Annotated in this window: 17 protein-coding genes; 13 read left to right on the top strand and 4 right to left on the bottom strand. The window is 66.5% G+C overall.

The window, feature by feature from the left end:
* The first annotated feature begins 142 nt into the window (after positions 1-142).
* Complete coding sequence (locus CXR02_RS04615) at positions 143-1,108, top strand: serine protease (protein ID WP_104060937.1); 966 nt, start codon at positions 143-145, stop codon at positions 1,106-1,108.
* Positions 1,109-1,482: 374 nt separating this feature from the next.
* Here the strand turns inward: CXR02_RS04615 and purH are convergent, their stop codons facing one another.
* Entirely contained in the window at positions 1,483-3,177 is a 1,695-nt protein-coding gene (purH, locus tag CXR02_RS04605; RefSeq protein ID WP_104060935.1) for a bifunctional phosphoribosylaminoimidazolecarboxamide formyltransferase/IMP cyclohydrolase, read from the bottom strand.
* Between the two features lie 142 nt (positions 3,178-3,319).
* Between purH and CXR02_RS04600 the strand changes: the two genes are divergently transcribed.
* Positions 3,320-4,672 carry an MFS transporter gene (locus CXR02_RS04600; protein WP_104060934.1) on the top strand — a complete coding sequence of 451 codons (1,353 nt, stop codon included), beginning with the start codon at positions 3,320-3,322 and terminating at the stop codon, positions 4,670-4,672.
* Between the two features lie 63 nt (positions 4,673-4,735).
* Here the strand turns inward: CXR02_RS04600 and CXR02_RS04595 are convergent, their stop codons facing one another.
* Positions 4,736-5,671 carry an endonuclease domain-containing protein gene (locus CXR02_RS04595; protein ID WP_104060933.1) on the bottom strand — a complete coding sequence of 312 codons (936 nt, stop codon included), beginning with the start codon at positions 5,669-5,671 and terminating at the stop codon, positions 4,736-4,738.
* A 133-nt stretch (positions 5,672-5,804) separates the two neighbouring features.
* Entirely contained in the window at positions 5,805-6,371 is a 567-nt protein-coding gene (gene purN, locus CXR02_RS04590; protein ID WP_104060932.1) for a phosphoribosylglycinamide formyltransferase, read from the bottom strand.
* A gap of 39 nt (positions 6,372-6,410) precedes the next feature.
* Here purN and CXR02_RS04585 point away from each other — a divergent pair, with 39 nt between their 5' ends.
* Entirely contained in the window at positions 6,411-6,839 is a 429-nt protein-coding gene (locus CXR02_RS04585) for a hypothetical protein (protein WP_104060931.1), read from the top strand.
* Positions 6,840-6,881: 42 nt separating this feature from the next.
* On the opposite strand, the gene CXR02_RS04580 is transcribed toward CXR02_RS04585, so the two are convergent.
* The gene (locus CXR02_RS04580) at positions 6,882-8,198 is read right to left on the bottom strand and encodes a DUF6350 family protein (protein ID WP_104060930.1); all 1,317 of its coding nucleotides are present in this window, start codon (positions 8,196-8,198) and stop codon (positions 6,882-6,884) included.
* 304 nt (positions 8,199-8,502) lie between these two features.
* Here CXR02_RS04580 and CXR02_RS04575 point away from each other — a divergent pair, with 304 nt between their 5' ends.
* The 10 genes from CXR02_RS04575 (at position 8,503) to CXR02_RS04530 (ending at position 22,920) form a co-directional block, all read left to right on the top strand.
* Positions 8,503-8,961: a DUF4383 domain-containing protein gene (locus tag CXR02_RS04575; RefSeq protein ID WP_104060929.1), complete on the top strand. Its 459-nt coding sequence runs from the start codon at positions 8,503-8,505 to the stop codon at positions 8,959-8,961.
* A gap of 365 nt (positions 8,962-9,326) precedes the next feature.
* Positions 9,327-10,163 carry an HNH endonuclease gene (locus tag CXR02_RS04570; RefSeq protein ID WP_104061077.1) on the top strand — a complete coding sequence of 279 codons (837 nt, stop codon included), beginning with the start codon at positions 9,327-9,329 and terminating at the stop codon, positions 10,161-10,163.
* 204 nt (positions 10,164-10,367) lie between these two features.
* Positions 10,368-11,801 carry a flotillin family protein gene (locus tag CXR02_RS04565; protein WP_104060928.1) on the top strand — a complete coding sequence of 478 codons (1,434 nt, stop codon included), beginning with the start codon at positions 10,368-10,370 and terminating at the stop codon, positions 11,799-11,801.
* Positions 11,794-12,042, top strand: coding sequence for a hypothetical protein (locus CXR02_RS04560; RefSeq protein WP_104060927.1), 249 nt, complete (start codon positions 11,794-11,796; stop codon positions 12,040-12,042). The genes CXR02_RS04565 and CXR02_RS04560 overlap by 8 nt, the downstream gene beginning before the upstream one ends.
* An 88-nt stretch (positions 12,043-12,130) precedes the next feature.
* Positions 12,131-13,336 carry a glycosyltransferase family 1 protein gene (locus tag CXR02_RS04555; protein WP_104060926.1) on the top strand — a complete coding sequence of 402 codons (1,206 nt, stop codon included), beginning with the start codon at positions 12,131-12,133 and terminating at the stop codon, positions 13,334-13,336.
* A complete protein-coding gene (locus CXR02_RS04550; RefSeq protein ID WP_104060925.1) occupies positions 13,333-14,757 on the top strand; it encodes a UDP-glucose/GDP-mannose dehydrogenase family protein in 1,425 nt (474 codons plus the stop codon). Before CXR02_RS04555 ends, CXR02_RS04550 begins: the two co-directional genes overlap by 4 nt.
* Before the next feature lie 131 nt (positions 14,758-14,888).
* Positions 14,889-17,030 (top strand): bifunctional diguanylate cyclase/phosphodiesterase, encoded by a 2,142-nt coding sequence (locus tag CXR02_RS04545; RefSeq protein ID WP_104060924.1) that lies wholly within the window; start codon positions 14,889-14,891, stop codon positions 17,028-17,030.
* Between the two features lie 37 nt (positions 17,031-17,067).
* The gene (locus CXR02_RS04540; protein ID WP_104060923.1) at positions 17,068-18,393 is read left to right on the top strand and encodes a rhodanese-like domain-containing protein; all 1,326 of its coding nucleotides are present in this window, start codon (positions 17,068-17,070) and stop codon (positions 18,391-18,393) included.
* A 100-nt stretch (positions 18,394-18,493) separates the two neighbouring features.
* Positions 18,494-22,015: a response regulator gene (locus tag CXR02_RS04535; protein ID WP_258060779.1), complete on the top strand. Its 3,522-nt coding sequence runs from the start codon at positions 18,494-18,496 to the stop codon at positions 22,013-22,015.
* Positions 22,012-22,920 carry a diguanylate cyclase gene (locus tag CXR02_RS04530; RefSeq protein WP_104060922.1) on the top strand — a complete coding sequence of 303 codons (909 nt, stop codon included), beginning with the start codon at positions 22,012-22,014 and terminating at the stop codon, positions 22,918-22,920. Before CXR02_RS04535 ends, CXR02_RS04530 begins: the two co-directional genes overlap by 4 nt.
* Positions 22,921-22,931: the final 11 nt, after the last annotated feature.

The raw sequence follows: 22,931 nt of genomic DNA, 5'->3' as shown, positions 1-22,931 counted from the left end.
CCGCGAGGGATCATGAACGCCTGCCCCGGACCATACCCGAAGCGTCACTACTATTTACAAATTTGTCATACGTCGATAGGTTCGAGGGGTCACGCGGCGGGCCGTCCCGGACCCCCTCACACCCGTTTTAGACAGGACAACAATGACGCGTACCAGGTCCTTGGCAGCCACCCTCCTGAGCCTTTCGGCGGCTGCCGTCCTGGCGCTGGTTGGCGCCGGAACTGCCCATGCTGCCCCATCGTCGTCGGACGATAAAGCAGCTCCTTCGGTGGCCAGCGCAATGGTAGACAGCACCGGGGCGGCGGACTACTGGACATCAGACCGCATGCGCGCGGCGATTCCCGGTGACGTCCTGGCCAGCAAGGCGGTGGAACGCGGCAAATCATCCAGCGCTGCGAGCGTGCTGAAGGGGCCTAAAACCACCGTGACGGGCACCAAGGGCAAGCCCTCACTCGCACAGCCTGCGGACCCGGTAGCCCACATCGGTAAGGTGTTCTTCACCCTCGGCGGCCAAAATTACGTCTGCTCCGGAAATGCCGTGTCTGCGTCGAACAAGAGCACCGTTGCCACGGCCGGGCACTGCCTCAACAATGGTCCCGGCGCGTTCGCCACCAAGTTCGTCTTTGTACCGGCCTACGAGAATGGCGCCAGGCCTTACGGAACCTGGACAGCCAAGGCGCTTTACACCACGGCCCAGTGGGAGGGCTCCGGGGACATCAGCTACGACACCGGCTTTGCGGTCATGAATCAGCTTGGCGGCGAGTTCCTGACCGACGTCGTCGGGGGCTCAGGCGTGGCGTTCAATGAAGCCCGCGGCCTGCAGTACACCGCCTACGGCTACCCCGCCGCCCAGCCCTTCAACGGCGAGCGGCTTTGGAGCTGCACCGGCACCGCCACCAACGACAAGACCAACCCGCAGTTCGGCACGCAGGGAATCCCCTGCGACATGACCGGCGGCTCTTCAGGCGGCCCGTGGTTCATCGGCAGCGGCTCCGACGGCTTCCAGAACTCCATCAACAGCTACGGATACACTCCGAAACCCGTGATGTACGGCCCGTACTGGGGCGCGGCCATTCAGGAGACGTACTTCAGTGCCGCAGCAGCCTAGGAAAACCTCGCCTGACGAGGCATCCGGGAACGGATCCGTCAGCCACAGCAAATCGGCCCAGACCCACGGCGAGATCCTCGAGTACTGGACCAAACAGCGAATGGCCGCTGCAAAGCCCCGGGAGCTTCGGCTTCCGGAAGGGGGTCCGCGCCTCATGCAGCGGGGCGCGGACCCGGCACCACGTCCTTCCTAGCTGCCCGTTAAGGCCCGACGGCGCCTGTCCCCTCAGTGGGGACAGGCGCCGTCGACGTTTAACCCTGGGCCCACGCCGGCAGGGTTCCCTTACCGTGGAACCGCTCCAGCGAGGGCCCCGACCCGAGCTTGCGAGGGTAGGGAGCTGGTGGGGCCTTGCGAGGTTAGGGAGCCGGTGGGGATTAGTGGAAGAAGTGGCGGGCACCCGTGAAGTACATGGTGATGCCGGCCGCGTTGGCCGCGGCGACCACTTCCTCATCCCGGACGGAACCGCCCGGCTGGACCACGGCGCGTACACCCGCATCGATCAGGATCTGCAGGCCGTCAGCGAAGGGGAAGAACGCGTCGGAGGCTGCAACGGCGCCGCGGGCACGCTCGGGTGCAACGCTCGCCTCTGCTGTCGACGGACCAGACGCACCGCCAGCACCTTCGACGTCGGACTCCACCGAAACGCCCAGCGTATTGGCACGCTCGACGGCCAGCTTGCAGGAATCGAGGCGGTTGACCTGGCCCATGCCGATGCCCACAGCAGCGCCGTTGTCGGCCAGCAGGATGGCGTTGGACTTGGCGGCGCGGCAGGCGGTCCAGGCGAAGGCGAGGTCCGCGAGCGTCTTTTCGTCAGCGGCTTCGCCAGCGGCGAGGGTCCAGTTGGCGGGGTTGTCGCCGTCGGCGTCCACCTTGTCGCTCATCTGTACCAGGACACCGCCGGAAACCTGGCGCATTTCGGCCGGGTAGCGGCCGTAGCCTTCGGGCAGTGCGAGCAGGCGGATGTTCTTCTTCTTGGCGAGGATCTCCACGGCTGCCGGCTCGAAGTCCGGGGCGACGACAACCTCGGTGAAGATGCCGGCAACGGTCTGCGCCATGGCTGCGGTGACCGTCCGGTTGGCGGCGATGACGCCGCCGAAGGCCGAAACGGGGTCGCAGGCGTGGGCCTTGGCGTGGGCGTCGGCGATCGGGTCTGCAGCATCAGCGGAACCAACGGCGACACCGCACGGGTTGGCGTGCTTGATGATGGCGACGGCGGGCTCGGCGAAGTCGAACGCGGCGCGGAGGGCGGCGTCGGCGTCGACGAAGTTGTTGTAGCTCATGGCCTTGCCGTGCAGCTGGTCCGCCTGCGCGATGCCGGCCGGGGCGGCCTTGTCCACGTAGAGCGCGGCCTGCTGGTGCGGGTTTTCGCCGTAGCGGAGAACCTCGGAGCGCTCCAGCGACAGGCCGGCGTAGGCAGGCCAGTCGATGACGCCGTCGCCGTCTTCATCCAGGAACTGGCTGGCAGTCCAGGTGGCCACGGCGTTGTCGTAGGACGCGGTGTGGGCGAACGCCTTGGCGGCCAGCCGCCGTCGGGTCTTCAGGTCAAAGCCGCCCTCAGCGGCGGCGGTGACCACGGAGTTGTAGAACGCGGGGTCAACAACAATGGCGACGGCGGCGTGGTTCTTCGCTGCCGAACGGACCATGGCGGGGCCACCGATGTCGATCTGTTCAACGACATCGTCCTGCGCGGCGCCGGACTTCACGGTCTCAACGAACGGGTAGAGGTTCACCACCACCAGGTCGAAGGTTTCGATCTCCATGCCGGCGAGGGTTTCCATGTGCGCGGGGACGCGGCGGTCCGCCAGGATGCCGCCGTGGACGCGCGGGTGCAGCGTCTTGACGCGGCCGTCCAACATTTCCGGAGACCCGGTGACTTCTTCGACTTCCTGGACCGGGATACCTGCCGCGGCGATCTTCTTGGCCGTGGAGCCGGTGGAAACGATCTTCACGCCGGCCGCGTGCAGGCCCTTGGCGAGATCCTCCAGACCGGTCTTGTCGTAGACCGAGATCAGCGCCCGGCGGATGGGAACACGGTCGATGGATACACGGTCAGGCTGCGTGACGCTCACAAAAAGTCTCCGTCTGATCTCGCGGAACAGTGCCGCGGTTGGTGGGGATGGGCCCAGTTTATCGTGTTGTGCGGTTTGCCCCGCTTGCCGGCCGCAGTGTGAACGTCAGTGGGCACGGTTAGAGTTTTCACAGGAGGCTGCGATGAATACTTACACCACTGTGCCCAGCGGCGAACAGGTGGTCCAGGAACTGCCCTGGCGTTGGAAAGTCCAGGGCAGGATCTTCGTGATCGGCGGCCTTGGCTTTATGTTCGATGCTTGGGACGTGACGCTTAACGGCATCCTCATCCCGCTGCTCTCGACGCACTGGGCCCTGGCTCCCGGCGAGGTGGCCTGGGTGGGTACGTCCAACCTGATCGGCATGGCCCTGGGCGCGTTTGTGTGGGGAACCATCGCGGACACGATCGGGCGGAAGAAGGCGTTTACGGCCACGCTGCTGATTTTCTCGCTCTTCACGGTCCTGGGCGCCTTCTCCCCCGACTTCATCTGGTTCTGCGTGTTCCGCTTTATGGCCGGCTTTGGTCTGGGCGGCTGCATACCGGTGGACTACGCGCTCGTGGGTGAGTTCACACCACGCAAGCAGCGCGGGAAAGTCCTCACCGCGATGGACGGCTGGTGGCCGGTGGGCGCGGCCCTTGCCGGTTTTGTGTCCGCCGGCCTCGTGGCCGTGTTCGGCGACTGGCGGCTGACCATGCTGGTGATGGTGCTGCCTGCGCTCCTGGTGTTCTGGGTCCGGCGCAGCGTCCCGGAGTCGCCGCTGTTCCTCATCCGCAAGGGCCGCCGCGACGAAGCTGCCAAGGTCATCGACGACCTCGTGGCGGCAACGGGCGCCGAACCCCGCGCCTACAGCCTGCCCGACGCGCAGGAAGTTCCGCGGCTCTCCGCCGGCAGCGCCTGGCACCAGCTGCGGCTGGTGTGGCAGTTCAACTGGAAGATCACGGCCACGGCCTGGGCCCTGTTTTTCAGCATCCTGTTGGTCTACTACCTGTCCCTGACATGGATGCCGCGGATCCTGATCGGCGCGGGCTTCGCCGAGTACAAGGCGTTTGTGACCACGGCGTCCATGGCCGCGGTTGGGCTCTTGGGTGTTGTTGTGGCCGCGCTGCTGGTGGAGCGTGTGGGCCGCAAATGGATCCTGGCCATCACCGGCCCGCTGTCCGCACTGACCCTGGTGATCGTGGCGATTGTGGTGGACATCCCCACCGCAGCCGTGTTCTGGCTCCTGGTATTCGGCTTTGTGGTGCAGATAGCGATTCCGGTGCTCTACGCGTACGTGTCTGAGCTGTACCCCACCGAGCTCCGCGGCACGGGTTTCGGCTGGGCGTCAACATTTTCGCGGTTGGGGGCTGGTTTTGGGCCCCTGATATTTGCGAACTACTTCTGGCCCGAACTCGGCCTGGCCACGTCCTTCGCCCTGGCCGGCGGGCTGGTGCTGGTGGCCGTCCTTTGGATGGCGTTCTTCTCCCCCGAAACCAAGCAGCGCCGCCTCGAGTAGCCCCCTCCCAACTGGCTCGCATTAAACGTCGCCATTCCCGCTTTTCACGACGTTAATTGCCAGTCACTTGGGCGACCAGCCGCGGTTCATCAGCGCTGAGCGGACTTTGGCGACGGCGGCGCGGGCTTCGTTCTCCATGTGCCGTCTCGAGATCCGGACCAGCAACCACCCCGCCCTGGCAAAGTCCTCTTCGCGGGCAATGTCGCGGACGATCTGCGCCGTCTCGGAATGGCCTTCGCCGTCGTACTCCACTGCAACTTTTTGTTCCCGATAGGCGAGATCGGGTTGACGTACGACGCCGGCGCCAAGTTCCACAGGAACGTTTAGCTGCGGTTCGGGCAGCCCGCGGTACTCCAGTGCCAGTCTAAGTTTGGTTTCCTGGGCGGAGTCGGATCCAATCCGGGCCTGTTCCAGAGCAAGGCGCGCCTTCTGAATGCCAGGCGTACCTTTGTGCCGATCGAGCATATCCGCCAGGCCGGCCATTGTCGCATAGGGCTCGGATCTTCCCTCGAATTCAGGCCTGGGAATCCTCAGCAGATGATCGGCGACGACGGTCAGTTCGTCAATGCCCATCTTCCGGGCGCAGTCCAGCCACGTCCGCGGGCGGGACGTGATAACCAGGCCGTTGAGGTTCACAATTTCGTCGGCAAAGAACTGCCCAACATGCCCAACCACTCCGGTGCGACGCACAATCGCCATCGTGTCCGGACGCGAGATGTGGATCCTCCCGTCGTCGCGGCCGGGAAGAAATCCCGGCAAGTCCCACAACTTGAAAGCTGTGGCGTGGGAGGCTGCCGAAAACGGAGTCACGATCGTATAGGGACGGACTTTGGCGATAGGGTCCACAGCTGCCAGCTGAGCCGGGATACGCACACCACGGCTGGGGATGCTCAGCCCCCGGTACCTCAGGCGCCCAGCGCTGACCCCGGCGTCTGCCGCTTCGTAGACCGTGAAGGGCACCGCGGTTAGCTCAACAGGCAGGGGACGGGGATTTCTCATTCCTCATGGTTGCAAATTCTTCGTGCCCGCTCATGAGTTATCCACAGGACTGACTCTCCGGACGCATCTGGCTGGCAGATAACGTCGTGAAAACCCCGAATGACGACGTTAAATGCGAGTCAGTTGGGTGGGACTAGGAAGCGGCGGCGAGGGCTGCCAGGGTGTTGACCAGGAGGCGGCGCTCCACCACCTTGATGCGTTCATGCAGGGATTCCTCGGTGTCGCCCGGTTCAATCGTGACGGCTTCCTGGGCGATGATGGGCCCGGTGTCCACCCCGGCGTCGGCCCAGTGCACCGTGCAGCCGGTGACCTTCACGCCGTAGGCCATGGCATCGCGCACTCCGTGGGCGCCGGGGAAGGCGGGCAGCAGGGCGGGGTGGGTGTTGAGGTACTTGCCGTTGAAGGCTGCGATGAAGTCGGCGCTGACGATACGCATAAAGCCGGAGGAGACCACCACGTCCGGGGCGTAGGACGCCACGCGGGCGGTCAGAGCGGCATCCCATTCGTCGCGGGTGGGGAAGGAGTTGAAGTTGACCACAAACGTCTCCAGCCCGGCTTCCGAGGATCGTTCGACGCCGTAGGTCCCCTCCCGGTCGGCACCTACCGCGGCGATTTCCACTTCCAGCTCCCCTGCCTTGACGGCGTCGATGACTGACTGGAGATTGGACCCGGTACCGGAAACGAGGACTACGATGCGCATGGGTCTAGCTTATGGGCACGCTCGCGTAGGCTGGAAAACATGAACAACACCCCGGAACCGGCTGGCCAGCAACGGACCAAACAGCCGCTCAGCGACGCCGCCAAGGACTCGCTCACCAAAACCCGCAACCTGTTCCGGATCTTCATTGTCACCGTGCTGGGCGCCTTCTTCGTCTACCAGCTCGACGTCAGCTACCTCTGGCTCACCGGCATCCTGACCGCGGCGAGCTTTGTGCTGGGTATCCTTCTGCTGGTCCGGTCGGCTCGGCTCAAGGAGTCCAAGCTGGTCCTGTTCGGCACCATCTCGGGGCTGGTGGTATCGCTGATCATGCTGCTGGTCATCCTTGCCACGGCGCTGTTTTTCCGCCAGGTCCAGGACTTCCAGGCTTGCTCACGCGAGGCCCTTACCGACCAGGCGCTCTCCAATTGCCGGGTCCAGCTGGAAAGCTCGCTGCCGGGTCTCCGGTAGCAGCCACGCCAGCAACAGCCACGCCAGCAAGAGCCACGAAAGTCAGCGGGCCAGTTCCGCTTCCTCATCCACGTGCTGCTGGCGTTCCAGCCACGGTCCGGCTGCGTAACCGATCACGACGCCGATGCCCACCTCCGCGGCAATCCAGAGTCCCATCCACAAGGGGTCGGGTCCGATGGCCGTGAGGCGGCCCAGCCCGGCGGAGCCGCGGGCCAGCCAGGCCAGGCCCGCGGCCAGCAGGCCGGACACAGCGCCCACCAGCGCGCCGAGGGCAAGCGTGGACACCGTGGCCGTGAACCAGCGCGCGTCAATCTTGATGGAGAGCCACTCGTCGAAATGGTTTTCGCCTTCGCGCAGGAACCACCATCCGGCCAGGATCCCCGCCAGAACGGGCAGCACCAGCGCCACGAACCCGTAGTCCAGTGGACCCGACGGGATAGCGGCGAAGACCGGGATGGACGGCAGCGGCCCGGTGGCGGTGCCCAGCGGACCCACCTGCGAGCCCACGCCCAGGGCGAAGCCCGAACCCGAGACCCAAGCCAGCGCAAAAACCACAAGGTTGGGCAGATACCCAAGCTGCGCGATGGTGAGGGCGGCACCCCCTACCGCGCCGGCGTCGAGCGCTTCGTAGACAGCAATCACCAGGTTCCAGTGGATAAAAAGGTCCACGGCCAGGAGCACACCGGCGAGCGCAAACGCCGCCAGAAGGGCCACACAGCCCGCCTTCGCCGCGGAGCCCAGATAGGAGCCGGCCCAGCGGGAATGCTGGCTGGTGCGCGAGATCCAGTCGACGGCGTCGACGCCGATCAGCCGGCTCCATGAGCCTGCCTCGCGGCGGGCGCCGATCACCATGCCGAGGGCGAACGGGATGAGCGGGATGAGCATTGCCAACCAGATGTTAATGACGACATCGGCCGTGCGGCACACAAAGCCGGTGGCAGCGCCGAACGCCGAGTAGACCACCCAGGACCCGAGCAGCGCCTGCCACAGCTGGTCCGTATAGGAGGCCCGGGCCAGGCGCCGCCCCGCACGCCAGGCGAGCAAAAACGGGATCAGGGTCAGGCCGAGGGGCACCAGGGTCAGCAGGCCGGAGCCTGGACTGCCGGCCGCACCAGCCTCACCGGACACGACGGCGAGCTGCAACGGCACCCCGTGAATCAGCAGCCAGCCTTGGCCGGCGAGTCGGGCCAGGGCATCAAAGGCTGCGTTCTGGAAACCCGCGGTGGCCCACACGGCCACAACGGGAACCACCGCCAGGAGCGCGGAGATGATGGCAGCCTGCGCCGTTTCGAGGCCTCCCTGCAGCCACAAGGGCATGGGAAGGCCTCGGTCTCCGGTCTGATCAGCGCGCAGTTTCATCGTGTCCCATGGTGTCACGGCCGGGGCTTCGGACCGGGCTTCGACAGGCTCATTCCCCCTGCGAGACGCGCCTCACCAGAGTTCGTAGTCCGCCGCGCTGATTGTGAACCCGCGACGGGTGCGGCGGCGGGACGGCCGCCGCCGGTGATGGCGCCGTCTTCGGGCGTTCAGAGTGTCGGGGCGCCTCGTCCGGGTCGCTCATGTCGCTGGGCAGATGTCCCCATCCGGGCCTGATTCGGCGCTTTTTCCGCGGGTCCGCCGTAAAATTGGAATGTCCGCAATCAGTGGTTGGAGGCAGAAAAAAATGACTACCGCATCCCCACATGCACACGTTCATTTTGGGCGCGCAGACGTCCAGAATGCCGGCATGGGAGTAGGTATCCTGTTGTTGGTGGTGGGTGCCCTGGGCTTTATCCCCGGCGTCACCACCCAGTACAGCGAATTGATGTTCCTGGGACCTGATTCCCATGCCATGTTCCTTGGGCTGTTCCAGGTGTCCATACTGCTCAATATTGTGCAGCTGGCCATCGGCGCAACGGGCTGGGCGATGTCCCGGACCGAACATGGCGCACGGAACTTCCTCATCGGAGCAGGCGCGCTGTACATCATCCTCAGCATTTTCGGGCTCAGTGTCGGCGTTGACTCGGCGGCCAACTTCCTGTCGTTCAACATGGCTGACAACTGGACCCACCTGGTGCTGGGCGTAGCGATGGTAGCTGCTGGCTGGCTGTTCTCCAGGAACATGTCCGGCCAGAGGAAATAGCCCGGAAATGACAAGCCGGGATACAGGAGCCGCGAATGAGAAATGATCAATAAGTTCTGAATTTTCGTCCTACTCGCCGGTGCAGTTGCCGCGTTCCGCGAACAGCTGCACCGGCTTCTTTGTGCCCTTCTTAGCGGACGACGACGGCGCGTGGTTTCTGCGACGACGCGTGGCCACTGGGTGCCATGCCCGGGGTCCAGCGCGAACGGGCACTTGTTGCCCGCCGTGGCGCGCACCGGCAGGGTAACCCTCTCAAAACTCGGTTTTGAGAGGATTACCTGCAAGTTCGCGCTTGGAAATCAGGGCCCCAAGTGTCCGTCCGCGCCAAAGGCGGCACGGGCCATTGGGCCTGCAACAATGGCCCCATGAGCGACATCATCCTGGGCTGGGACCAGGCCGGCTGGAACCGCTGGAACTACGCGGCTGTTACTGAACAGGTCGCCGTGACAGGGCTGCACCTGGAGCCTTGGAACGTGGGCCGGAGCGTTGCCGCCGGCACCGGCGTGTGGCTGGTCCTGTTGGGAGCGCACGGTCCCGGTTTGATCGGCCATGGCGTCGTCCTGTCGGAGTCCGCGCCCACCGCGGATCACCCGGAGTTCACCGTGCAGGTGGCGTTCGATGCGCTCCTGCCGCTGGGCGACCACGTGCCTGCGGCGGTCCTCGACGCAGCGGTGCCTGGCGTCGTGTGGGACAGCACCGAAACCGAGGGTATGGCGCTGGAGTCCGGCGACGAAGCCGCGGTCCGGACGCTCTGGGCCACTCACGGGCCGGCGCAAGGACCAGACCCCACCCAACCTGTGCCCGGCACGTACCCCGAGACCGCCGTCGCGCGCGTCACCGCCAACCGGTACGAGCGTGACCCCGAGGCCCGGCGGGCGTGTATCGCGCACCGCGGCAACAGCTGCGCGGCCTGCGGGTTCTCCTTCGAACTGGCGTACGGCGAGCTCGGCAAAGACTTCATCGACGTCCACCATGTAGTGCCCGCGGCCCAACTCGGCGGCGGCTACCAGCTGGATCCGCTCACGGACCTGGTTCCGCTCTGCGCCAATTGCCATGCCATGGCCCACCACGGGGTGACCACGCCGCGCACCCAAGCCGAGCTGCGGCAAATCATGGCCACCGCCGGATACCTCCGCGGAACCACCGTTGCCCCTGAGGAGATCGAGGCCCAGCGCGTTGCCCGCGAGATCCTCGGCAAATAGGAACCTGGCCGGTCGAGATCCAGCCTGTTGAAACCCCCACGCAACAGGCCGCGCTCTGGACTCTTGGGCGGGCGCCAACCAGACTGTCTACAACAGCTGGCCAGCTGGCCGGAATTGGAGGCGCGCAATACCGGCAGGGACTGAGCAGCTGCCATTATTGGGGCTTTCCTGGGAGGCCTGTTCCGCACGCGAAAGGACCTCGATATGCCGGATCTGTCAGCATTCTTCCCGCTTTTTGCCGCGATTATCGGGGCAATGCTGGTGGTCGGCTTTGTCTGGGGGGCCATCAAACTGATGTGGAAAGTGGCGGAGCCCAATGAGGCCCTGATCATCTCCGGCCTGACCCGCGGAACCCTGGAAACCCGGGCCGGCATGGACTTCAAGATTGTCACCGGAAAGGGCGCCCTGGTATTTCCGGGCCTGCAGACCGTTCGCACGCTTTCCCTGACGCTGAATGAAACGGAGCTTAAGGTTTCCTGCGTGACCTGGCAGGGCATCCAGGTGATTGTGGAAGGCGTCGTAATTTACAAAATCGGCGACGCCCCGGCGTTTATCGCAAATGCGGCCAGGCGTTTCCTGGGCCAGCAGCCCAAAATGGAAAGCCAGGTCTACAACGTCTTTGAGGGCCACCTGCGGTCCATCATCGGAAGCATGACCGTGGAAGAGATCATCCGCGAACGGGACAAGATGGGGTCCCAGGTCCGCAGCGCCAGCGGAGTGGAAATGGAGAAGCTGGGGCTGGTGGTGGATTCGCTGCAGATCAAGGACCTGCAGGACCCCACGGGGTACATCCAGAACATCGCCAAGCCCCACATCGCCCAGGTCAAAATGGAGGCCCGGATCGCGGAGGCCACGCGGAACCGCGAGGCCGCCGAGAAGGAGGCCGAGGCGGCTGCAATGATCGCGGACGCGCAGAGCGTTTCGGCCATCCGGCAGTCGGTGGCGCAGGCGAACGCCGAGCGGGCCAAAGCCGAGGCCGCCCAGGCCGGACCGCTGGCGGATGCGACGGCGCGGCAGCACGTCGTCGTCCAGGAAACTGAGGTGGCCAAGCTTGAGGCGGACCGGGAGGAGCAGAAGCTCCAGACCACGGTCCGGAAGCCCGCCGACGCCAAGGCGTATGCCAAGCGCACAGACGCGGAGGGCCAGAAGGCGGCGGACATCAGCGCCGCCGAGGCGCTGGCCCGCCGCACCGAACTTGAGGCCCAGGCCAACGCCCGCCGGACGGAACTGCAGGCCCAGGCGAACGCCACTGCCGCGGCGGCCGCGGCCGGAGCCACGAAGGTCACCGGCGAGGCCGAAGCCGCTGCCACCAGGGCCCGCGGTGACGCCGCGGCCTCCGCCATCAAGGCCAAGGCGCTGGCCGAGGCAGACGGCATCAAGGCCCGGGCCGAAGCACTCGGGACCAACCAGGACGCCGTCATTTCGCAGCAGCTGGCCGAAAACATGCCGGCCATCATCGCCGCAGCGGCCGAGCCTTTCTCCCACGTGGGCCAGATGACCGTGCTGAACGGCGGCGAGGGCGTGAACAAGATGCTGGGCGGCATCCTGGCCCAGGTGGGCGACTACCTCCCTGCCTTGTCCTCGGCACTGAAGAACAGCCGGGAAGGCAAGCGCCCCGCGAAAGGCCCCGATGCATAGAAACGTTGACCGGAGCCTGACCGGCAAGATCGGCCGCGTGACCGGGCGCATCGGCCCCGGAACCCTCGGCGAGGTCATGCTGCCCTACCTGGGCGGCACCAACGCGTTCCATGCCCACCCCTTCGACAAGACAAGCGTCTTCGCGGTCGGTGACGAGGTGCTGGTCATCTATTTCGAGCCGCCGCAAACGGTCTATGTGGATGAACTCCCGGACGTGCTGCGGCACGGCGACGACGGCTGACGCCAAGGGCTGATCTGTTAACCCAAGCTTTCCCTCGACTCAACCCGGGTGACCCCGCCCCGACAGGCGCCGCGCCCACCGTGGATGGGTGAGGATCGCAATTGTTGCCGAGTCATTCCTGCCGCTGATGAACGGAGTGACCCACTCCATCCTGAGGGTGCTTGAACACCTGGAGGACCAGGGCCACGAGGTCCTGGTCATCGCCCCTTCCACCTATGCTGTCTCCGAGTTCGTGGGACCGGCCGAGGTGGTTCACGGCGCGACGGTGCACCGGGTTCCCGCAGTTCCGCTGGCCGGCTACACCAACGTGCGAGTGGCGATGGGCGGTGTGTACCGGGTCAAGCGAATCCTTGCCGACTACGCACCCGACGTTGTCCACCTCGCATCGCCGTTTATCCTCGGGTGGCGGGCAGTGCAGGCCGCGCATCAGTTGGGGATCCCCACCATAGCCATCTACCAGACCGAGGTTCCCAGCTACGCCGCACGCTATGGTGTGCCGTTCCTGGAGAACTGGGCGTGGAACCGGGTGGAGAACATCCACCTGCTGGCCACCCGCACCCTGGTGCCGTCCACCTTCGCGCTGAACCAGTTGCGCGGCCGCGGGATTCCGCGGGTGGGCATGTGGCGGCGCGGTGTGGATACCGCGCGGTTTTCGCCGGAAAAGCGCGACGCCGGGTGGCGGGCAACGGTTGCCCCCGGCGGTGAGCGGATCATCGGCTACGTCGGCCGGCTGGCCATCGAAAAACAGGTGGAGGACCTCGCCGCGCTCGCCAACGTCCCGAACACCAAGCTGGTGATTGTGGGCGACGGACCCCAAAAATCCGCCCTGCAGGAAGCCCTGCCGGGCGCCGTGTTCACCGGGTTCCTCGGCGGTGAGGAGCTGGCGAAGGCGGTGGCGTCCTTCGACCTTTTTGTCCATCCCGGCGAGTTCGAGACGTTCTGCCAGACCATCCAGGAAGCCATGGCATCGGGGGTACCGGTGGTGGCCACGGGCCGCGGCGGACCCTTGGACCTGGTGGAAAACTCCCGTACAGGCTGGCTGTACCAGCCCGGCGACCTGGCCGGTTTCCGGGCCCGGGTGATGGACCTCATGGGCGACGACGCCAAGCGCCGCGCGTTCGCCACGACAGCGCACGCCTCGGTCCAGGCGCGGACGTGGCCGGTGCTCAGCGCCGAGCTTGTGCGTCAGTACCTATCAGTAATCGCCGGAGAACCGTTGGCTGAAACCGTCGAAACCAAGAGCCGCCGCCCGGTGGTTGAGCCTGCCCAAACCAAAAGTGGAGCGTCCCTGTGAAAATATCGGTGATCGGCTGCGGCTACCTCGGAGCCGTGCACGCCGCCACGCTCGCGTCCATGGGCCACACCGTGGTGGGCATCGACGTGGACGCCACCAAAGTGGACCAGCTGGGCCGCGGCCATGCCCCCTTCTTCGAACCCGGACTGGACGAACTGCTCCGCGACGGAAGCAGCACCGGCCGCCTCACGTTCTCCACCGACGTCGCCACTGCCGCCGGCGCCCAGGTCCATTTCCTGTGCGTCGGGACGCCGCAGTCCAAGACGTCCGACGGCGCCGACCTCACCTTCCTCGTTTCCGCCACCGAGGCGCTGCTCCCGCACCTGGCGAGGGGCGCCGTCGTCGTCGGTAAATCAACGGTGCCCGTGGGCACGGTGGACATGCTCCAGGGCGTCCTCGCGGGGCGGCCGGACGTGCAGCTGGGCTGGAACCCGGAGTTCCTGCGGCAGGGCACGGCAGTGAAGGACTCGCTGGTGCCGGACCGGCTGGTCTACGGTGTGGCGGGCGGACGCGCCGCGGCCTTCAACCCCAAGACCGGGGCGCCGCGTGCCGTGACGGCCGCCCTGGATGCCGTTTATGAGCCGCTGCTGAACGCCGGCATTCCGCGCCTGGTGTGCAACTTCGCCACGGCTGAACTGATCAAGTCGGCCGCCAACGCGTACCTGGCCACCAAGGTCAGCTTCATCAACGCCATCTCCGAACTGTGCGACGCGTCCGGCGCGGACGTGGCCGAACTCAGCGAGGCCATGGGCATGGACCCGAGGATCGGGAACCGCTACATGCATGCCGGGCTGGGCTTCGGCGGCGGGTGCCTGCCCAAGGACATCCGCAGCCTCCGCAGCCAGGCCGCCGCTCTGGGCGTGGACCCGGTGAACGACTGGATGGGTGTGGTGGATGCCATCAACGTCCGCCAGCGGACCCGGACAGTGTCCCTGGCCGCGAAACTGTGCGGCGGCGCGCTGTCCGGACGCGCCATCACCATCCTCGGAGCCTCCTTTAAGCCCGAGACCGATGACATCCGCGACTCCCCCGCCCTGGACGTCGCGGCGCGGCTGGCAGCGGCCGGCGCGCACGTGACGGTGACCGATCCGAAAGCCGTGAACCACGCGTGGCTGCGGTACCCGCAGCTGCGGTTCGAAGCCTCCGCAACGCGGGCATTGGAGGGTGCCGAGCTGGTGCTCCTCCTTACTGAGTGGGATGAATACAGGCGCCTGGGCCCTGCCGCTGCGGGCGCTTTGGTGCGGCGGCGCGTGATCCTGGACGCCAGGAACGTCCTCGATGCTGCTGCCTGGCAGGCGGAGGGCTGGGTGGTCCGCGGACTGGGCACCAACGCCGGCGCCGCTGTCAGCGTCGTTTCCGGGGCCGGGGCCGTCCAAGTTTCCGGGGCCGGGGCCGGCCTGACGGGAATGCGTCACTCTTAGCCAGTTTTCACCGCTACGGACCACGCGAACGCGAATTCCCGGGCGTCCATTCCGAGCGCCGCGCGAAAGTCACGCGTTTTCGTACCGCGATCACAACATGCACTTTATGATGTGCGTGGGGGTGGTAGCGCATGGGGCGTTCCAAGCGGCAGGACGAGGATTTGGGCGCACCAGGTTTTGGCGCGCTTCTTGATGCCAGCCCGGATGCGCTTCTCGCTGTCAACGCGGACCGCACCATCAAAATGGCCAACGCGGCAGCCAGCAAGCTGTTCGGCTACACACGCGCTGAGCTGATCGGCAGCGACCACTGGCTGCTCCTGTCGGAGGGGTTCCGGAGCGAAACGCGGCTGCTTCAGGAGCACCTGCAAGCGCAGCCCGATATACCGCTGCCGCCGCGTGAAGTGTACGGACTGCACCGGGACGGCACAGAGTTCGCCGCCGAGGTGGCAGGCTCTCTGCTGGACGACGGCGGCACGCAGGTTTTGCTGGTTTCAGTCCGGAGCACGGAACACCGCAAGGGAGCTGACGCTGACCTCCTCGAGGCCATGTCACTGCTGACGGCCACCCTCGAATCCACCGCGGACGGCATCCTGGTCATCAGCTCCGACGGCAGTGTGGCCGGGTTCAATGACCAGTTCCTGAAAATGTGGGGCATCCCGCCGGAACTCCTGAACGGCGACACCGAAGTGCCCGTCATGCGGCTGATCATCTCCCAAGTCGCCAACCCGGAGGCCTTCATGGCAAGGATCGCCGAGGTTGTGGAGAACCCGGCGGCAGAAAGCCACGACGTGCTGGACTTCAACGATGGAAGGACCTTTGAAAGGTACTCGCGGCCCCAACGGGTTGGTAAGAGGATCGCGGGCCGGGTGTGGAGCTTCCGGGATGTCACTCCGCGCAGGCAGGCGCAGAAGCAGGCCGAGCAGGCCCTGACTGATTTGGCCGCGCAGGCGGAACAGCTGAGAGCACTTGCGTTCCAGGACCCGCTGACCGGGCTGGCCAACCGGGCGGTGTTCAACCAGGCCCTCACGGCGGCCCTCACCGAACCACACCTCAAGACTGTCGATGTCCTGCTGATCGACCTCGACAACTTCAAGGAAGTCAACGACATCCTGGGGCACCAGGCAGGCGATGACATGCTCGTGGAAGTGGCACGCCGGCTGCGCGGCTGTGTCCCCATGGCCGACGTGGTGGCCCGGCTCGGCGGCGACGAGTTTGTGGTGCTGCTGACGGCCTGCCCCGACGCCGATGCCATTGCCAAATGCATCGTCCGCAGTCTGCATGTGCCCGTGACCATCAACGGCACGGCGCTGCGGCCGAGCCTCAGCCTGGGGCTCGCCTCCAGTGGCAAGGAAACGATGGTCGATTCCGAGTTGCTTCGTGAGGCGGATATCGCCATGTACGCGGCCAAAGCTGCCGGCAAGAACCGTTTCCTGCGCTTCCATCCGGACATGATGACTGCGCTGGTGCAGCGGACGGAGATGGAAGCGGGATTGCAGCTCGCGGTCACCCGCGGTGAGATCTCGGTGGCCTTCCAGCCGATTGTCTCCCCACGGATCGGGCAAATGGTCCAGTTCGAGGCCCTGGCGCGGTGGGACCACGCCGGCGAGCGCATCCCGCCGTCGGTCTTTATCCCGATGGCGGAGCGCAGAGGCCTGATCGGCGAGATCGGCAACGAAGTGATGGGGCTCAGCCTGGTGCAGCTGGCGCCTTGGCTGCGCGAGGACCTGTCGCGGTCGCTCGCGGTCAACGTGTCCGGTGTGCAGCTGCAGGAACCGGCTTTTGCCGAAGGCGTCCTCCGCTTGGCCGCTGCCTGTGGCGTGGGCGCTTACCAGCTGGTCCTGGAAGTCACCGAAAGCGTGTTTTTCGACCCGGACTGCGGTCTGATCAGGCAGCTCAGCAGCCTGCGCGAGGCCGGCGTCCGGGTGGCCCTGGATGACTTCGGCACGGGCTATTCGTCGCTGGGCCGGCTGCAGGACCTGCCGGTGGACACAGTCAAGATCGACCGAGCGTTTGTGTCCATGGTCCGGACGGGACAGGAACGCCTGGCCATCCTGAGCTCCATGATCAACATGGCCCATAGCCTGGGCCTGACCGTCACCGCCGAAGGCGTCGAAACCGCGGTGCAGGCAGACTACCTGACCGCGCTGGATTGCGATTCGCTGCAGGGGTACCTGTTCTCGCTGCCGGAGACCGGGCAGCGGCTGGGTCTGGCCTGCCGGCAGGCGGAAGACGCCCTGGCAGCACTGGCGGGCAGGCGGCCTACAACCGCCTGACCGCGCCAACTTCGGGCTGCGGGAGGACAATGAACCTATGGACGTCGTTGTCATCGAGACGCGGCCGCTCGGGGACCGCAGCTACCTGGTCCACGACGGCGAGGTGGCGCTGGTCATCGATCCGCAGCGGGACACGGACCGCGTGGAAGCCGCGGCCTCGGAAGCCGACGTCCGGATCACCCACGTTGCCGAAACCCACCTGCACAACGACTACCTCACCAGCGGGCTCATCCTCGCCCACACGCACGGTGCTGAGTATCTCGTCAGCGCAGACGACGACGTCGCGTTTGAACACCAGCCAATAGCCGACGGCGGCACGGTCCAGGTAGGCCGGCTCACCGTGAAGGCCGTGGCCACGCCCGGCCACACCCACCACCATCTCAGCTACGTGGTCAGCGACGGCGAGCAGCAGGCCGTGTTCTCGGGCGGCAGCCTGCTCTACGGGTCGGTGGGCCGGACTGATCTGGTCAGTGACGAGGACACCGAAGACCTCACCCGCGCCCAGTACTCCTCGGTCCGCCGCCTGGCCGCCGAGGCCCAGCCGGACGCAGCCCTTTACCCCACACACGGGTTCGGCTCGTTCTGTTCGTCCGGACCGGCGTCGAGCGCCCGATCGTCCACCGTCGCCCAGGAGCAGGAAACCAACCACGCGTTCACGGACGCCGATGAGGACCACTTTGTCCGGGAGCTCATCAGCAACCTGACCGCATACCCGTCCTATTACGCGCACATGGCCCCGGCGAACCGGCAGGGTCCGGGGCCGGCGGACCTTACCGTGCCGGAATCCGTGGATCCGGAGGAGCTTAGCCGCCGGCTCGCGGGCGGCGAATGGGTGGTGGACCTGCGCCACCGGGTGGCCTTCGCCAGCAGCCACCTGCAGGGCTCGGTGAGTTTCGAGTACGGCCGCGGCTCCAGCTTCACCGCCTACCTGGGCTGGGTCCTGCCGTGGAACCAAAAACTAACGCTGGTGGGAACCGTGGAGGACGTCGAAACAGCCATCCGGGACCTCTCCCGCATCGGCATCGACTCCCCCGACGCCGCCCTCGGAACGGAACCGTCGGCACTCGCGCCCGGCACCGCCGTCGTGCATTATCCGCGTGTGGACTGGGCCGAAATGCTGCACGGGCGGAGCGCCGGGGACGTGGTGCTCGATGTCCGCCGGACGGATGAGTACGACGCCGGCCACCTCTCCGGGGCGGTGAACATCCCGCTGCATGAGCTGCTGGCGCGGATGGCCGAGATTCCGGCGGGCACGGTGTGGGTGCACTGCGCCACCGGATACCGTTCCGGGGTGGCGGCGAGCCTGCTGCAACGCGCGGGCCGGCAGGTGGTTCATGTGGACGGGAAGTACGGTCCTTCTTGAGTTGTGAGGGCTATCATAGGGTTGCGTCTTCGCCCAGGTCTCGGGCGGGCCCGGGTCTCAGCTTTTACGGGTGACGGGCGCACCGATGGGGAGGATCCGCGTGTCTCAGTATGGTCTCCTGGAGCAGCGTCCTGCCACGGTGAGGAGCACGGCCGCACTGGGCTGGCTGGTGGTTCCTGCTGCCGTGGTGGTGGGTGTGCTTGGACTGTTTCTTGCCGCCAAAAGCGGCACTCCGGCGGCCATGGTGACGGGTGACTTTGCCATCCTCGTGGCTGCCGCGCTGGCAGGTCGCAGTTGCGCCCATGCCGCCCGACGCGGCGGGGTGAATGCACGCGCCTGGACCCTGATGTCCGTTGCTGCCTATGTCTGGGCCGCCGGCCAGGCCGTCTGGACGTACTACGGGCTCACAAACGATCACGCTTACCCGTTTCCGTCCCTGGCGGATGTCGGGTTTGTGGGGTATTCGGTGCCGGCCGCCGTCGCGCTGTTCAGTTTCAAGCGGCCCGGCGGTACCACCCGCGTGGGACTGCTCCGGTCAGCGCTGGACGCGGCGGTCATCGCGGGCTCGGTCCTGGCGATCAGCTGGTCCGTGTCGCTGGGCTCGGCCATCAGCTCCGCGGGCGACCTCCTGACCCGGCTCACCACCATGGCCTACCCCGTGGTGGACATGGTCATCACGTCCCTGGTGCTGGTTCTGGGGATGCGCCGGCAGCCCGGCGAGCGGCTGCCGTGGCTGTGTTTCGGCGGCGGTCTGCTTTTGCTCACCATCACGGACAGCACCTATGTGAGGCTGACGTTCGACGGCGTCACGGGCGTCACGGGATCGCCCCTCGCCCTGGGCTGGATCGGCGCCTTCCTCCTGATTGCGCTGGCACCGATTCTCCCCTATGCGGAGAACCCGCGGCCGGACCGCAGGGCGTTTGCGCTGGCCCTGGAGATGCTCCCCTACGTACCTATTCTGGTGGCTGTCATGATGATCGCCCAGCCGCACGTCAGCGAGATGAGCGCCTTCCTGTTGACGGTGGCCAGAATTACTGTGGCCCTGATCCTGGTCCGCCAGGTGCTGATCATCATCGAGAACCTCACCCTGACCACCGGGCTGGAGCAGGAAGTGGCGGCCAGGACGGCTGAGCTGGAGGGCCTCGGCGCCATCGTGAACTCCTCCACGGACGCCATCCTGAGCACCACACCCGACGGCGTCATCACCAGCTGGAACCCCGGAGCCGAACTGCAGTACGGCTACTCGGCCGAGGAAGCGCTGGGCCGCGACGCGCGGTTCCTGCTGCCGCCGGGCGGTATCGCCGGTGCCGCCAAGGTCTTCGAGCAGATCCGCGCCAGCGGCAAAGCGATGAGCTTCGAGATGGAGCACCTGACGAAGGACGGCGCCGTCATTCCCGTGTCGATGACCGTCTCCCCCATCCGGGACGATACCGGCCGGCTCAGCGGGTTGGGCACCATCGCCAGGGACATCACGCTGCGCCGGGCCGCCGAACTGGAGCTGAAGGCGGCCCGGGAAGCGGCGCTGGAATCCAGCCGGCTCAAGTCCGAGTTCCTGGCCACCATGAGCCATGAAATCCGCACCCCGATGAACGGCGTGGTGGGGCTGACCGCACTGCTGCTGGAGACGCCGCTGGACCAGACGCAGAAGCAGTACGCCCAGGGCGTCAAGGGCGCCGGCGAGGCGCTGCTGTCCCTCATCAACGACATCCTGGACTTCTCCAAACTGGAAGCCGGCAAGGTCGACCTGGACATCCGCGCCTTCGATCCCCGCGCCCTCGTGGAGGAAGTGGCCGGCCTGCTGACCGAGCCCGCGCAGGCCAAGAACCTTGAGCTGATCGCCTACTGCGAACCGGACGTTCCGGCCAGGCTGCACGGTGATTCCGGCCGGATCCGCCAGATCCTGCTGAACCTGGCCTCCAACGCCGTGAAGTTCACAGCGGCCGGGGAGGTGTCCATCCGCGTGACGACGGAGACGCCGGACGCGAAGCCCGGGGCCACCGCCATGGTTTGCTTCGAGATCCGCGATACGGGCATCGGGATCGACCCCTTGCACCACGCGCGCCTGTTCGAATCCTTCTCGCAGGCGGACGCTTCCACCACCCGGCGCTACGGCGGCACAGGCCTGGGCCTGGCCATTTGCAGCCGGCTCACTGAGGCCATGGACGGCGAGATCGGGCTGGACAGCGCTCTGGGCGAGGGCAGCACGTTCTGGTTCCGCATCCCCGTGCCCGTGGCACCGCCGTCCACGGATCCCGTACCGGCCGCCGGTTTCCTCACCGGGCTGCGCGTCCTGGTGGTGGACGACAACGCCACCAACCGCCTGGTGCTGGAATCCCAGCTGCGCGGCTGGAAGCTGCAGCCGGAGGCGGTGCCGGATGCCCGCGCCGCGTTGGCCCGCGCCCACAAAGCCGCAGCAGACGGAGTGCCTTTCCACCTGGCCGTGCTGGACCTCTGCATGCCTGATACCGATGGCCTGGAACTGGCCCGCAAACTCAAGGCCGACGCCGCACTGGCGGACATCGAGCTGATCATGCTCACGTCCACCATGCAGGTCAACGCCGCCGAGATCGCCGACGCCGGAGTCCGCGAATGGCTTATGAAACCGGTCCGCAGCTCCGAGTTCTACAACCGCCTGATCCGGCTAATGTCCACGAGTGAACGCCACGCCCCGGCGCCTCTTGTGGTTGGCCGGCCTTCCGAGGCTGACTCGTCCTTTGAGTCGTCCGGTTCGTCCCCCGAGTCCTCCCCTGAGACATCCGCCGATTCGTCCCCTGTGTCCTCTCTTCGGGGCGCATCGCGGGGCCGCATCCTGGTGGTGGAGGACAACGAGGTGAACCAGCTGGTGGCCCGCGCCACGGTGATCAAGTTCGGCTACGCGGTGGACGTGGTTGCCGACGGCGCCGAAGCCGTGGCCGCCACCGCCAACACGCGGTACGCCGCCGTCCTGATGGACTGCCACATGCCGGTGATGGACGGGTTCGAGGCCACGCGCGTCATCCGCCGGCGCGACGACGGGGCCAGCCATCTCCCGATCATCGCCATGACCGCCGGCGCCCTGGACGGGGACCGGGAACGCTGCCTCGCCGCCGGCATGGACGATTACCTCTCCAAACCGGTGGACGCCGCCGAGCTTGAAGCGGCCCTGGCCCGCTGGGTCCCCGAGCCGGCCACGGAGCGTTCTGCGCCGCTGGAGCCGGTGGCGCCTCAGTGGGAGGAGGCTCTCCAGCAGATGGCTCCACAGCTGCTGGCCGTCACCGGTGGAGGTGCTCCCGCGCTGGATGCGGACCGGCTCGCCATGCTGCGCGGCCTCGGCCCTGAGGACGGCCTGGGCTTGCTGCCCGCCACAACAGAGGCGTTCCGGAAGGACGTTCCCGCGCGGCTCGCGGCGTTGCGCGAAGCGGTGACCGACGGCGGCGGGCTGGCTTTGGCGCAGGCGGCGCACGCCCTGAAGGGTGCGGCGGCCAACATCGGGGCCACCGCCGTCGCAAGCCTGTGCGGCGAACTGGAAGACCTGGGACGCAGCGGAATGATCGACGGCGGCCCGCAGCTGGTCAGCCGGCTGGAAGCTGCGCTTGTGCGCGTGGACTTTGAACTCGATCTGGCGCTGGAGGTGGCACAGTGAAAGTCCTGGTGGCAGATGACGATCCGGGCTCGCTCCTGGTGGCCCGCGCCGCCGTCGAACTCTACGGGCATGACTGCCTGACGGCGGCGGACGGTGACGAGGCGTGGGCACTGTACCTGGAACACCAACCCGATGTTGTGGTCACGGACTGGATGATGCCGGGGATGGATGGGCTGGCGCTGTGCCGGGCCATCCGGGCGCGCGGGGCGGACTTGTACACGTACATCGTGCTGCTGACGTCGCAGGGGTCCCGGGACGATGTGCTCGCCGGGCTCGCGGCCGGCGCGGACGACTACGTCACCAAGCCGCTGGACCCGTTTGTCCTGCATGCACGGCTGCTCGTGGCGCTGCGGGTTACTACCCTGCACGCGGACCTGGCGCATTACCGGAAGGTCCTCTCGCAGCAGGCGCGGACCGATCCGCTCACCGGCCTGCACAACCGGCTCAAGCTCTCCGAGGACCTTGAGCAGCTGCATGCGCGCAGCCAGCGGTACACGGAGGGGTACTGCGTGGCCATGTGCGATGTGGATAACTTTAAGAGCTACAACGACATCTACGGGCACCAGGCGGGCGATCTCGCGCTGCGTGCCGTGGCGGGGGCGCTGGTGGGTGCGGCGCGTAAGAGCGACGGCGTGTACCGGTACGGCGGCGAGGAGTTCCTGCTGGTCCTGCCGAACCAGTCGCAGCTGAGCGCCAAGGCGTTTATGGAGCGGGCGCTGAATACCGTGCGCGGGCTGCAGATTGTCCACTCCGGGGATCCGCTGGGGCAGCTGACGCTGAGCGCCGGGATTTCCGCGTTCACGGCCGAGCACCGGGCCGACGCCGACACCCTCCTGGGCGAGGCCGACGCCGCGCTTTATGCGGCCAAGGCGGCCGGCCGGAACCGAGTGGAGCTGGCGCTGTAGCGTAGAGCTCT

This window comes from Arthrobacter sp. 4R501, assembly GCF_002929755.1.
Taxonomy (GTDB): domain Bacteria; phylum Actinomycetota; class Actinomycetes; order Actinomycetales; family Micrococcaceae; genus Arthrobacter.
Note: the sequence above shows the minus strand (reverse complement) of the source record. Positions and strands in the feature narration are given on the sequence as shown.